Here is a 12,554-nt window from a genome sequence, read left to right as displayed (position 1 = left end):
ATTGCGTGAAAACGATAAAAAAATAACCGTTTATAGGAGAGATTTCTATGTCTACAAAATTCGAAGCAGGTCAAGAACTAAAAGGTAAAGTTACAGGAATTCAGCCATACGGTGCGTTCGTTGCACTTGATGAAAATACACAAGGTCTAGTACACATTTCAGAAGTAACACACGGTTTCGTTAACGATATTAACGACCACCTTACAGTAGGTCAGGAAGTTAACGTAAAAGTTCTTTCTGTTGATGAAAATGCTGGTAAATACAGCCTTTCAATCCGTGCGACTGAAGAAGCACCTGAAAAGCCACAGCGCAAAGAGCGCCGTGCTCAGCCTTCTAAGTCTGTATCTCACACTGAAGACACTACAGGTTTCAACAGCCTGAAGGACAAGCTTCAGGAGTGGATTGATCAGTCTGACATGAAGCGATAATAGAATGTTAAAAAGACTCATGCGGGGTTGCCGCGTGAGTCTTTTTTAATTGTATGGATCGCAGGTGGTTCTTGTGCGTGGAGATGGCGATAATTCAATCACCTTTTCTATAATTGCTTAACCTTTGAAAGTTATTTCAATCACCTTTTATCTGTTTTCGACGTCCGGCACTGCGGGCGTCATGAAATCTATCAGCAATGCAGATTATTCGATCAGCAATCAATTTATTCAATCACCTTTAGCAAAGATTCGGCACGTCCGCAGATCACTCTTAACCCTATCGTTGATCCGAAATTTTCCAACCTACCCCTTCACCTTCAGCCCATGCTTCTTCATCCGGTACTGCAGATTCTGCCTGCTCATTCCGAGCGCATCTGCAGTTTTCGTAATATTAAACTCATGGTACTGAAGCGACTTCTGAATATAATAGGATTCCGCCTCATGTAAAAAGCTGTCGAGTGTCTGCGAAGCTTTTCCTTCCTTCACCATAAAAGCTGATCCATCCAGTGCAGGCATACTGCTTGCCGGATCATCGAATTTCAGCCTGAAATAGTGGGGGAGGTGGGAGTAAGAAACCTGATTTTCGGTCCCGAGCGCAAGCATCGACGCTTCCATCACATGCTCAAGCTCTCTGACATTTCCGGGCCAGTCATACTCTCTAAAAAGCTTCAGCACTTCACCTGCGGTTCCTGAAACCGCCGTTTGAAAACGGATATTGAACTGTTCAATAAAATATTGAACGAGCTCGCTGATATCTTCCTTCCGCTCCCGTAAAGCCGGGACAAAAACAGTCCGTTCGCTGATGACATAATAAAGTTCTTTTAATAACTTTCCTGACTGAATGGCATCGATCGGATCCTCACTGAGCGTCAGAATCACATGTTCCCGTTCCTCACGTGGCTTGCGCTTTTCAACGAGTAATCTTTCAGCAAGGCTTTTTTGAAGGTGAAGCGGTAAATATTCTGCATGCCCCATAAAAAATGTTTTTTTACTGTTGCTTTTAAGCTCTTCAATAAACCGCTCGCTTCTTTCTTCAGAAGAACTTCTGAAGTCAATCCCGATAAAGCTGCTCTCATGCAGTCCCCGCTCTAAATGAATACTTTGTGCAAGCAGTTCTTTTCCTGTCCCTGCTTCACCGCATAAAAGTAAAAAGTCATCGCTCTCTGCAGCGCGTTTGCCTTCAGCGATCATTTGTTGAATAAGAGGGGAAGTGCCTGCCCAGTGATCAAATGATGAGAGTTTTTTATGCGGAGTAATCTCGTGCTCGACAGCTGTTACTTCTCTCGCAATTTCGATTGCGCCGAGAACAGCGCCATCTATAATGATTGGATACGTATCATTAATCGCAGTGATTTCATGCCCTTTCACATTGAAATAAGACTGCTGGATATTTAGGATCGGTTCTTTTAATGTCAGCGCCTGGAGTAGGGTACTTTGCTCATCAGGATGAAACTGAAAGACGTCGAGCAGACGTTTATCAAGCAAGTCAATGTCACCTGTGCCTTCCATTTCGCGCATTTTCTGATTATAAAAAATAGTTCTGCCGTTCGCATCCACAACGTGGATACCGCGATCAATTACATCAATCATGGATGAAATAAAAGCTGAATGCTGAATTGAGTGCAAGGTCTTTTCGCTCCTTTCATGATGCAGCTCTGCAACATGGATTGGCTTTTTAATTATTTGAAAAGAGAAAATACTTGAAAAATGCAATCATCTTTTGCATTATTATATATGTAAGGGTTTTCTAACTGCAAATATTTTTTGCGTTAGACCCAAATACTTAATCAATTAGGAGGTTTATTATGATTCCTTACAAGCATGAGCCGTTTACTGACTTTTCAGTAAAAGAAAACAAAAAAGCATTCGAAGACGGTATGAAGACCGTTGAAGGATATTTAGGGCAGGATTATCCGCTGATCATTGATGGGCAGCGTGTTGTGACAGAAGACAAAATTGTATCTTATAACCCTGCAAAGAAGGATGAAGTTGTAGGCCGTGTATCTAAAGCGAACCAGGAGCTTGCAGAAAAAGCGATGCAGGCTGCAGATGAAGCGTTCAAAACGTGGAGAAAAGTGAAGCCTGAAGTGCGTGCTGATATTCTTTTCCGCGCAGCAGCGATCGTAAGACGCCGCAAGCATGAGTTCTCTGCACTGCTTGTAAAGGAAGCTGGTAAACCTTGGAATGAAGCTGACGCTGATACAGCTGAAGCAATAGATTTCATGGAGTATTATGGCCGCGAAATGCGCGCGATGAAAGAAGGTAAGAAAGTAGAAAGCCGTCCTGGTGAATTCAATCAGTATCACTACATTCCACTTGGTGTGGGCGTAGTCATTTCACCATGGAACTTCGCATTTGCCATTATGGCAGGAACTGCAGTTGCAGCAATGGTAACAGGGAACACTGTTCTTCTGAAGCCTGCATCAACAACACCTGTTGTCGCAGCGAAATTCGTAGAAGTGCTTGAAGAAGCAGGTATGCCTAAAGGGGTCGTTAACTATATCCCGGGCAGCGGTAAAGAAGTGGGCGACTACCTTGTAGACCACCCGAGAACACGTTTCATCTCTTTCACTGGATCACGTGACGTAGGTACACGCATTTATGAAAGAGCTGCAAAAGTGCAGGATGGCCAGGTTTGGCTGAAGCGTGTCATCGTAGAAATGGGCGGTAAAGATACAATTGTTGTTGACAGTGAAGCGGACCTTGAACTGGCTGCACAGTCCATTGTCAAGTCAGCATTCGGCTTCAGTGGTCAGAAATGTTCTGCATGTTCAAGAGCAGTAGTCCTTGAAGATGTCTATGATCAGGTGCTTGACCGCGTTGTTGAATTAACGAAAGAACTATCACTTGGTGAAACAAAATCTCCAGATACTTTCATGGGACCTGTCATTGATCAGGCTGCATTTGATAAGATTATGGGGTATATTGATATTGGTAAGGAAGAAGGCCGTCTTGTTGCAGGTGGCGAAGGCGACAGCAGCAAAGGCTTCTTCATTAAGCCAACGGTATTCGCTGACGTTGATCCGAAAGCGCGTATCATGCAGGAAGAAATATTCGGACCGGTTGTTGCGATGACAAAAGCTAAAACGTTTGATGAAGCAATTGATATTGCGAACGACACTGAATACGGTCTGACAGGTGCTGTGATTACAAATAACCGCATGCACCAGGAGCAGGCACGTGAAGATTTCCATGTTGGTAACCTTTACTTCAACCGCGGCTGTACTGGCGCGATCGTAGGATACCAGCCGTTTGGCGGATTCGACATGTCCGGTACAGATTCAAAAGCTGGCGGACCGGATTACCTGACTCTTCACATGCAGGCCAAAACAACTTCAGAAATGCTTTAAGCTTTACACACTAAGCCGGCAGGTAAGAGATTGAACAGATGCGTCTGTAATGAGGGCAGTATTTGCCATTCTCTACCTGCCTTTTTTATTAGGAGGAATTTAAAATGGTTAACTCTACATCAATTATCGAAAAAACAGAGCGCTACGGTGCGAACAACTATCATCCACTGCCAATCGTCATTTCAGAAGCAGAAGGGGTATGGGTAAAAGACCCTGAGGGCAATAAATATATGGATATGCTAAGTGCATACTCTGCGGTGAACCAGGGGCACCGTCACCCGAAAATCATCCAGGCACTTAAGGATCAGGCAGATCGTGTCACGCTTACTTCACGTGCTTTCCACAACGATCAGCTGGCACCGTGGTATGAATTAATCTGTGAATTGTCAGGCAAGGAAATGGCACTTCCTATGAACACGGGAGCTGAAGCAGTGGAAACAGCAGTGAAAACAGCACGCCGCTGGGCTTATGAAGTAAAAGGTGTTGAAAAGGATCAGGCTGAGATCATTGCATGTCACGGGAATTTCCACGGGCGTACCATGACGGCTGTTTCTCTTTCGTCTGAAGAAGAATACCAGCGCGGATTCGGACCAATGCTGCCAGGCATCAAGCTGATTCCATATGGTGACCTTGAAGCGCTTGAGCAGGCAATTACGAAAAACACAGCTGCATTTCTGATTGAACCGATCCAGGGAGAAGCTGGTATCGTGTTCCCGCCTAAAGGATTTTTGAAGGCTGCTAAGGAACTGTGTGAAAAGCACAATGTCCTGTTTATCGCTGACGAAATTCAGGCCGGACTTTGCCGCTCAGGTAAAATGTTTGCGTGTGAATGGGAAAATGTAAATCCTGATATGTACATTTTAGGTAAAGCACTAGGCGGTGGCGTGTTCCCGATTTCCTGCGTCGTTGCTGATAAGGATGTGCTTGGCGTATTCAACCCAGGTTCACACGGCTCAACATTCGGAGGCAATCCGATGGCTTGTGCGGTCTCAATCGCATCTCTTGAAGTGCTGAAAGAAGAAAAGCTTGCAGAGCGGTCACTTGAAATGGGTCAATACTTTATGGATGCTTTAAAGAAAATCGATAACCCGATCATTAAGGAAATCCGCGGGAGCGGACTGTTCATCGGAATGGAACTGACAGAGCCGGCGAGAAAGTATTGTGAAGACCTGAAGCATGAAGGACTGCTTTGTAAAGAAACGCATGAAACAGTGATCCGTTTCGCACCACCACTCGTGATTTCCAAAGAGGAACTGGACTGGGCAATCGAAAAAATCACACGTGTTCTTTCTTAAAGTTTTGTTAACAAAACCGTCGTCTTCATACGCTGGTTGTGTTACAATAATGCCGATTCATACTATTGAAATAAAAGAGGCGAACAATAATCATGGCAGAAAATTTGAATCTCTTTACGTCTACACAAGAGGTTATTCACGAAGCACTGACAAAAATGGGGTACGATGATGCAGTTTTTGAACTGATGAAAGAACCAATGCGCCTTCTGACTGTGCGTATGCCTGTCCGCATGGATGATGGCAGCACGCGCGTATTCACAGGATACCGCGCACAGCACAACGATTCTGTTGGTCCGACAAAAGGCGGCGTTCGCTTCCACCCGGATGTGGATGAAGAAGAAGTAAAGGCACTTTCGATGTGGATGACGCTGAAATGTGGAATTGTAGATCTTCCATACGGCGGAGGAAAAGGCGGAATCATTTGTGATCCTAGAACAATGTCAATGGGAGAGCTTGAAAGATTGAGCCGTGCATATGTACGTGCCATCAGTCAGATCGTGGGACCTACTAAGGATATTCCCGCACCTGATGTGTATACAAACTCTCAGATTATGGCGTGGATGATGGATGAGTATAGCCGAATTGATGAATTCAACAACCCTGGTTTTATCACTGGGAAGCCAATCGTACTTGGTGGTTCGCAGGGACGTGAAAAAGCAACTGCACAAGGGGTAACAATTTGTATTGACCAGGCTGCGAAAAAACGCGGCATTGATATTAAAGGCGCACGTGTCGTTATTCAGGGATTTGGTAATGCGGGAAGCTTCCTTGCTAAATTCATGCACGATGCTGGCGCAAAAGTGATTGCGATCTCTGATGCGCATGGTGCGATCCATGATCCGGACGGGCTTGATATTGATTATCTTCTTGACCGCAGAGACAGCTTTGGTACCGTAACGACGCTATTTGAAAATACACTATCAAATGAAGAGCTGCTTGAGATCGAGTGCGACATTCTCGTTCCAGCTGCTGTTTCCAACCAGATTACTGCTAAAAATGTAGATAACATTAAAGCTTCTATTGTTGTTGAAGCGGCTAACGGTCCGACAACACTTGAAGCAACAAATCGACTGAATGAACGCGGCGTTTTGCTTGTGCCGGACGTTCTGGCAAGTGCCGGTGGTGTGACAGTATCTTACTTTGAGTGGGTACAAAACAACCAGGGGTACTACTGGACAGAGGATGAAGTGAATGAAAAGCTCGAAAAGAAGCTTGTTGATGCATTTAATCAGGTATACGACTTATCACAGAGCAGACGTGTAAATATGCGTCTTGCAGCTTACATGGTCGGCGTGCGTAAATCTGCAGAAGCAAGCCGTTTCAGAGGCTGGGTATAACATCGTGATTTTACAAAGGGTTGCCTTCTATGAGGGCAACCCTTTGTGTATGTCATGGAATGATTCCATTTTATGAAGACATTTTAAACCGTCGCAGGATCTCTTTCTTCGATTGTCTCAGGCTCCCATGATTTAAATAATAATCCCAGGTTAATCAACCCTGCGATCCCGACCAATCCATAAACCAGACGTGCGCCTGATGATTCAACTCCTCCAAATAGTGCGGCTACTGCATCAAATTCAAAAAATCCGACCAATCCCCAGTTCAGTGCGCCAATGACTGTTAGCACTAATGCGATTCTCTGGACCGTATGCATGATATCCCTCCTTTACTGTGGAATCGTTTTATTATTTGCGATCCGGCACCTCTCTATTCCACCTAAGCATCTCAATTGCATTCAATCCATTCATCAAAGATAATGAATAGTGGACAGCATACCAAGAGGAGGCTTTTTAATGGATACATTTACTTTTTATAATCCAGTGAAATTGATTTTCGGAAAAGACCAGGTAGAACAATTAAAAGAAGAAGTTCCAAAATACGGAAATAAAGTATTAATGGTATATGGCGGGGGCAGTATAAAAAAGAATGGCCTCTACGATCAGATTAAAGGCCTGTTGAAAGAAATCGATGCTGAAGTTTTTGAGCTTTCAGGTGTTGAGCCTAACCCGCGTCTAACTACTGCTGAAAAGGGAATTGACATTGCAAAGAAAGAAAATATAGACTTCATCCTTGCTGTTGGCGGCGGAAGTGTCATTGACTGCACGAAGCTGATCGCAGCCGGTGCCAAGTATGACGGCGCTGCATGGGATCTTGTGACAAAGAAAGCATTCGCAAGCGAAGCACTCCCATTTGGTACAGTACTGACACTTGCAGCGACAGGCTCTGAGATGAATGCAGGATCTGTTATTACAAACGAAGAAACGCAGGAAAAGTACGGCTGGGGGAGCCCTGCAACATTTCCGCAGTTCTCAATTCTTGACCCGCAAAATACATTTACAGTACCAAAAGATCAGACGATTTACGGTATTGTTGATATGATGAGTCACTTATTTGAGCAGTACTATCACAATGTATCAAATACACCGGTGCAGGACCGCTTGATTGAAAGTGTACTTCGTACTGTAATTGAAACAGCACCAAAGCTTGTCACTGACCTTGAAAACTATGAATTGCGTGAAACAATTCTCTACAGTGGAACACTTGCACTGAACGGAATGCTTCAAATGGGTTACAGAGGCGACTGGGCATCCCACAATATCGAACACGCAGTATCTGCTGTATACGATATTCCACATGCCGGCGGACTTGCTATCCTGTTCCCGAACTGGATGAAGCACAACCTTGAAGTCAACGAAGCGCGCTTTGCACAAATGGCAGTCCGCGTATTTGATGTAGACCCTGAAGGTAAATCTGACCGTGAAATCGGTGAAGAAGGCATTCAGCGTCTGCGCGAATTCTGGACAGAAATCGGCGCACCATCAACACTTGCCGACTACGACATCACTGATGAAAAAGTTGACCTCATGGCAGATAAAGCAATGATCAACGGTGAGTTCGGTAACTTTAAGAAGTTAAATAAAGACGATGTCGTGAAGATTCTGACTGCGTCACTGTAAATGATGATGAACGTATTTAATAAAGGGATGGGACATAATTTGTCTCATCCCTTTACTCGTTTCGCTGCGCTTCAGGCGGACGCTTTCCGGACGGTTGTTGCTGAGCCTCCTCAGCCTGCGGCTTGCGGGGTCTCAGCTTCCAACTAATCGTCCCGGAGTCGCCGCCTTACGCTTCGCTGCACTTAGATATAGAACAAAATATTGTTAAATTTATCGAATAGGTGTGTCAATATTCCATCTTTTTTAATTTTGATGAATATCATTTTGTTTTAAAATGCATGTTACTCGTTTTTTATAAATATAAACTCAGGTTGATTGGAGCGGAAGGCGGGGACTCCGGGGCGATAAAGCGGGGTAGCCGAGACCCCGGAAGGCGAAGTCTGAGGAGGCTTGGCGCCCGCCGCCCGGAAAGCCTCCGCCTGAAGCGGAAATCAGCCGTTCTACTGTCACGTTCCAAATTTTAAAAGTAAAAATAACTTTTTTCTAAATGAATCCGTTTACAATCAGGACCTTTCTTGATTCTCTAATAGACATCATATAAAGTGAAGAAAGAGAAAACTAAGGAGGATAAAACGATATGACATCAATTCGTTTTGATTATTCAAATGCACTTGAATTTTTTGGTGAACATGAACTGACGTATCTTCAGGGTGCAGTTTCACAGGCTCATGATGCACTTCACGAAGGAACAGGTGCAGGAAGCGACTTTTTAGGATGGGTAGATCTTCCGGTTAACTACGATAAAGAAGAATTCTCACGTATTCAGCAGTCAGCAGAAAAGATCCGTAAAGATTCTGACGTGTTATTAGTCATTGGAATCGGCGGTTCATATCTGGGTGCACGTGCTGCGCTTGAAATGCTGAACCACAGCTTTTACAATGCATTATCTAAAGATCAGAGAAAATCACCACAGATTCTATTCGTCGGCAACAACATCAGCTCTACATATATGAGAGACCTGATGGATCTGCTTGAAGGGAAAGATTTCTCAATCAACGTCATTTCCAAGTCTGGCACAACAACAGAACCTGCGATTGCTTTCCGTATCTTTAGAAAGATGCTTGAAGAAAAGTATGGTAAAGAAGAAGCAAAATCACGTATTTATGCAACTACTGATAAAGAAAAAGGTGCTTTAAAAACACTTGCATCAGAAGAAGGCTTCGAAACGTTCGTTGTACCTGACGATGTTGGAGGCCGTTACTCTGTGCTGACAGCAGTTGGACTTCTGCCAATCGCTGCAGCAGGTATCGATATCGAAGCAATGATGAAAGGTGCTGCTGATGCGCGTGAAGCATACAGTTCTTCTGAGCTTTCAGAGAACGGCGCTTATCAGTATGCAGCAATCCGCAACATCCTTTATAACAAAGGAAAAACAGTTGAGATGCTGATCAACTATGAGCCGGGTCTTCAGTATTTCAATGAATGGTGGAAGCAGCTGTTTGGTGAAAGTGAAGGCAAGGATTTAAAAGGTATTTTCCCTGCATCAGCAAACTTCTCTACAGATCTTCACTCACTGGGTCAGTATGTTCAGGAAGGTCGCCGCGATATCTTTGAAACAGTCGTGAAGGTGAAAAACCCGCGTCACGAACTGACGATCGAAGAAGCAGAAAGCGATCTTGACGGACTGAACTACCTGGCTGGAGAAACAGTAGACTTTGTTAATAACAAAGCATTTGAAGGCACACTGCTCGCGCACACTGACGGTGGTGTACCAAACCTAATTCTTGAAATTCCTGCAATGGATGCTTACACATTCGGTTATATGGTGTACTTCTTCGAGAAGGCATGCGCAGTGAGCGGCTACCTCCTCGGCGTAAATCCATTTGACCAGCCTGGTGTTGAAGCATACAAAGTAAATATGTTCGCATTACTTGGAAAGCCCGGCTTTGAAGAAAAGAAAGCTGAGCTTGAGAAGCGTTTAAAATAATCGTTGAAAGGCTGCCTGCTATGGGCAGCCTTTTGCATACAAACTCTTCTCGGTGGATATCCTACGCTAAAAGGAGTGTGGGAGATGTATACGTTTCAATCATCTTTAGAAGGAAAAGAGTTTCCGCTTGTACTGCTTGAGGATCGTTTGAAAAAAGAGGGCTATGTAATAGGTGGTGGCTGGGAATATGATCATGGATATTTCGATTTGCTCCTGAGTCAGGAAGGAGAATACCTTTATCTCAGACTGCCTTTTGAAGCAGAAGGGGGAGAACTTGATAAGAATGATAGTACAGTGAGAATGCTGCAGCCTTTCTTATTATGTCATCAATACGATCCGGACCGGGACCAGGATTCTTCCTCGGGTGCAGTATCAGCTGCATTCAACCAATTTCAATCCCCTGAAGATAAGGACGCTGAGGTTTCTTCTGAACAAATTGATCAGGGACAGGCTGCGCTTGATAGAGCGGAGAGACTTCTCAGTTAGTCCGGTGTTTACTGAGAAGTGCTTCTCCAATCACCCGCTTTGTCTGGATAATTGCATCAGCCCCGGCTGATATTGCCTGTTCTTTTAACTGAGTTGAGATCAGTTCTGCTACACAATGGATAGAAGGGTTCATCTGTTTTGCTGTCAGGATCGTTAAAACCGTATGGGTATCAGCAGCTTCTTCATTAAGATGTTGATCAGCTGTAATAATCAGCTCTTTTGCTGTTTCAACACAGGCCTTATGCAACACAGATGACTGATAGGCAACTCCTTTGATAAAATCAACCCGCCTCTGGTCATACAGTGGATGAGTCGTCAATGTGTGATCAATAATAATTGCGTCATCATTTATGCGGGAAAGAATATAGCTTGCTCTCGCATTCCACCCAACAACAATCACATGATTCTTTTTTGAAATGGTCGCTGCACCTTCCCTAAAGGATTGATGAGATTGGAGAACAAAAGCTGCAAACATAAAAAAGTAACTCGAAAGTAATCCGGCACCAATTACCAGCAGACAGGCTGCGAGCAGTCTTCCTTCAGTCGTTACAGGAACAAGATCTCCATACCCAAGTGTTGAGATCGTCACGAGTGCCCACCACCAGCCATCGCCCACTGTTTGAAAAGTATCGGGCTCTATTAAGAAAGCCAAAATTCCACCACAAAAAATTAACGCAACTACAGCTAAAGCTATAAACATCCATTTCGGCAGCCTGCTTAATTGCTGAAACATCATTCTTATTCACCTCAAACTCATTATTGCCTTTATGCAAGAAAAAATATTCTGACATCTATTGCGCAAATGTGAATTAGAGGTATAATAGTTTTTGCGCGGGGCTATAGTATAGCGGGAATACGTCGCACTGGCAGTGCGGAGTCAGGGGTTCGATTCCCCTTAGCTCCATAAAAGAAAACCCTTGAGGCAATATTGCTTCAAGGGTTTTTAAATGTGTTTGCGTACCTATTCAATTACCTTGATTCAATCTCCACACCTTCAACACTCTCCATCACTGATAACAAACTGTATAAGTCAGTTACACTTTGTTTGATTGGAATGGAGGCTGTCAGCTCTACCATATGAAGCTTTTCTTTTGTATCCTTCAATCTCATCTGCTCAATGATCACACCTTCAGCCTTCAGGTCATCAAGCAGTTTTTTACCGGTAGCTGGCGTGGCCAGGATTACCTTAATATAGATCTCCTTTTGTCTGAAATGAGAAGGTCCTGTCCATTTTAATATGAAAGGTAGAAGCTCCACGCTGACAATAATTAAAATGACACCCATCGTCGCTTCGATATAAAATCCTGCACCCACAGCAATTCCCACACCGGCAGCTCCCCAGATAATTGCTGCAGTCGTCAGACCGGATATGGTATCATTCCCTCTGTGTAAAATAACGCCTGCACCAAGAAATCCGATTCCAGATACAATTTGAGCTGCAAGTCTGAGGGGGTCCATCGTGATATTTACTTCATTATCTCCACTAAATGAATAAGCGGACTCAATTGATACAATTGTTAATAAGCAGCTTGCGATCGATATCACTAAGCTCGTTTTAAGGCCAACAGGCTTCTTTTTCAGTTCACGCTCTATACCGATTACGAGACCGAGAACAGCAGTGATCCCCAGTTTTATTAAAAGTTCTTCATTAATCATTTGTAGCACACCCCCTTGAATTAATTGAATCAATCGATCAAAGTAAGGATATGGCAGTGCTTAATTTTATTATACAGCGGCAGAGGTGATTAAACTATGCAATTTGGAGAGAAGCTAGCACCACTGGCAATCGTGGTTGGTGTGATAACAGTTTCATTTTCAGCGATTCTCGTAAAGCTCTCATCAGGTGAGCCGGGCGTTATCGCTTTTTACAGAATGTTCTTTAGTGCACTCATTTTGTTACCATTCTTTTTAAAAGGTCATTTGAAGGAATTAAAAATGTTAAAGAGAAAAGACTGGCTGATTACTTCTGCAGCTGGTGCACTTTTAGCTTTCCATTTTATATTATGGTTTGAATCACTTCAGTATACTTCTGTTGCAAGTTCAACAGTTTTGGTCACGATGCAGCCATTATTTGCTTTTGCAGGCGCATACTTTTTATTTAACGAGAAAAT

Annotated in this window: 12 protein-coding genes and 1 tRNA gene (1 of these 13 cut by a window edge); 9 read left to right on the top strand and 4 right to left on the bottom strand. The window is 43.8% G+C overall.

Annotation, left to right across the window (positions count from 1 at the left end; translation table 11 throughout):
• Positions 1 to 47 precede the first annotated feature (47 nt).
• Positions 48 to 428, top strand: a complete 381-nt coding sequence (gene yugI / locus LG330_RS13155; protein WP_404404516.1) for a S1 domain-containing post-transcriptional regulator GSP13 — start codon at positions 48 to 50, stop codon at positions 426 to 428.
• Between the two features lie 303 nt (positions 429 to 731).
• On the opposite strand, the gene LG330_RS13150 is transcribed toward yugI, so the two are convergent.
• Positions 732 to 2,054, bottom strand: coding sequence for a helix-turn-helix domain-containing protein (locus LG330_RS13150; RefSeq protein ID WP_404404514.1), 1,323 nt, complete (start codon positions 2,052 to 2,054; stop codon positions 732 to 734).
• Between the two features lie 176 nt (positions 2,055 to 2,230).
• On the opposite strand from LG330_RS13150, the gene pruA reads away from it, so the two are divergent.
• From pruA to LG330_RS13135, 3 genes are all read left to right on the top strand, one after another.
• A complete protein-coding gene (pruA, locus tag LG330_RS13145; RefSeq protein WP_404409601.1) occupies positions 2,231 to 3,778 on the top strand; it encodes an L-glutamate gamma-semialdehyde dehydrogenase in 1,548 nt (515 codons plus the stop codon).
• Between the two features lie 104 nt (positions 3,779 to 3,882).
• On the top strand, positions 3,883 to 5,073 hold the full coding sequence (locus LG330_RS13140; protein ID WP_404404512.1) for an ornithine--oxo-acid transaminase: 1,191 nt from the start codon (positions 3,883 to 3,885) through the stop codon (positions 5,071 to 5,073).
• 92 nt (positions 5,074 to 5,165) lie between these two features.
• Entirely contained in the window at positions 5,166 to 6,410 is a 1,245-nt protein-coding gene (locus tag LG330_RS13135; protein WP_404404510.1) for a Glu/Leu/Phe/Val dehydrogenase, read from the top strand.
• 83 nt (positions 6,411 to 6,493) lie between these two features.
• On the opposite strand, the gene LG330_RS13130 is transcribed toward LG330_RS13135, so the two are convergent.
• Complete coding sequence (locus LG330_RS13130; protein WP_404404508.1) at positions 6,494 to 6,727, bottom strand: DUF378 domain-containing protein; 234 nt, start codon at positions 6,725 to 6,727, stop codon at positions 6,494 to 6,496.
• Between the two features lie 139 nt (positions 6,728 to 6,866).
• Between LG330_RS13130 and LG330_RS13125 the strand changes: the two genes are divergently transcribed.
• From LG330_RS13125 to LG330_RS13115, 3 genes are all read left to right on the top strand, one after another.
• On the top strand, positions 6,867 to 8,030 hold the full coding sequence (locus tag LG330_RS13125; RefSeq protein WP_404404506.1) for an iron-containing alcohol dehydrogenase: 1,164 nt from the start codon (positions 6,867 to 6,869) through the stop codon (positions 8,028 to 8,030).
• Positions 8,031 to 8,607: 577 nt separating this feature from the next.
• Positions 8,608 to 9,957: a glucose-6-phosphate isomerase gene (locus LG330_RS13120; protein WP_404404504.1), complete on the top strand. Its 1,350-nt coding sequence runs from the start codon at positions 8,608 to 8,610 to the stop codon at positions 9,955 to 9,957.
• A gap of 84 nt (positions 9,958 to 10,041) precedes the next feature.
• Positions 10,042 to 10,443 (top strand): YugN family protein, encoded by a 402-nt coding sequence (locus LG330_RS13115; RefSeq protein WP_404404502.1) that lies wholly within the window; start codon positions 10,042 to 10,044, stop codon positions 10,441 to 10,443.
• Here the strand turns inward: LG330_RS13115 and LG330_RS13110 are convergent.
• A complete protein-coding gene (locus LG330_RS13110; RefSeq protein WP_404404500.1) occupies positions 10,436 to 11,176 on the bottom strand; it encodes an ion channel in 741 nt (246 codons plus the stop codon). The two genes, LG330_RS13115 and LG330_RS13110, sit on opposite strands and share 8 nt — an antisense overlap.
• A gap of 100 nt (positions 11,177 to 11,276) precedes the next feature.
• Here LG330_RS13110 and LG330_RS13105 point away from each other — a divergent pair.
• A tRNA-Ala gene (locus LG330_RS13105) sits at positions 11,277 to 11,347 on the top strand.
• A 65-nt stretch (positions 11,348 to 11,412) separates the two neighbouring features.
• Here LG330_RS13105 and LG330_RS13100 read toward each other — a convergent pair.
• The gene (locus tag LG330_RS13100; protein WP_404404498.1) at positions 11,413 to 12,099 is read right to left on the bottom strand and encodes an MgtC/SapB family protein; all 687 of its coding nucleotides are present in this window, start codon (positions 12,097 to 12,099) and stop codon (positions 11,413 to 11,415) included.
• A gap of 96 nt (positions 12,100 to 12,195) precedes the next feature.
• Here LG330_RS13100 and LG330_RS13095 point away from each other — a divergent pair, with 96 nt between their 5' ends.
• Positions 12,196 to 12,554: the 5' portion of a DMT family transporter gene (locus tag LG330_RS13095; RefSeq protein ID WP_404404496.1), read on the top strand. The gene runs 526 nt beyond the window's last position; the window shows 359 of its 885 coding nt (coding positions 1-359); the start codon lies at positions 12,196 to 12,198; the stop codon falls past the right edge of the window.

Origin of the sequence: Jeotgalibacillus malaysiensis, from assembly GCF_044789845.1 — a bacterium.
Taxonomy (GTDB): Bacteria; Bacillota; Bacilli; order Bacillales; family Jeotgalibacillaceae; genus Jeotgalibacillus; species Jeotgalibacillus malaysiensis_A.
The sequence above is the reverse complement of the archived record's forward strand: the minus strand, read 5'-3'. Positions and strand labels throughout refer to the sequence as shown.

What these genes read in the sequence shown, in the direction of transcription:
- LG330_RS13125 (WP_404404506.1), top strand. Translation starts at nt 6,867, where the DNA reads ATGGATACATTTACTTTTTATAATCCAGTGAAATTGATTTTCGGAAAA.
- LG330_RS13115 (WP_404404502.1), top strand. Translation starts at nt 10,042, where the DNA reads ATGTATACGTTTCAATCATCTTTAGAAGGAAAAGAGTTTCCGCTTGTA.
- yugI (WP_404404516.1), top strand. Translation starts at nt 48, where the DNA reads ATGTCTACAAAATTCGAAGCAGGTCAAGAACTAAAAGGTAAAGTTACA.
- LG330_RS13140 (WP_404404512.1), top strand. Translation starts at nt 3,883, where the DNA reads ATGGTTAACTCTACATCAATTATCGAAAAAACAGAGCGCTACGGTGCG.
- LG330_RS13120 (WP_404404504.1), top strand. Translation starts at nt 8,608, where the DNA reads ATGACATCAATTCGTTTTGATTATTCAAATGCACTTGAATTTTTTGGT.
- LG330_RS13135 (WP_404404510.1), top strand. Translation starts at nt 5,166, where the DNA reads ATGGCAGAAAATTTGAATCTCTTTACGTCTACACAAGAGGTTATTCAC.
- LG330_RS13100 (WP_404404498.1), bottom strand. Translation starts at nt 12,099, where the DNA reads ATGATTAATGAAGAACTTTTAATAAAACTGGGGATCACTGCTGTTCTC.
- LG330_RS13130 (WP_404404508.1), bottom strand. Translation starts at nt 6,727, where the DNA reads ATGCATACGGTCCAGAGAATCGCATTAGTGCTAACAGTCATTGGCGCA.
- LG330_RS13110 (WP_404404500.1), bottom strand. Translation starts at nt 11,176, where the DNA reads ATGTTTCAGCAATTAAGCAGGCTGCCGAAATGGATGTTTATAGCTTTA.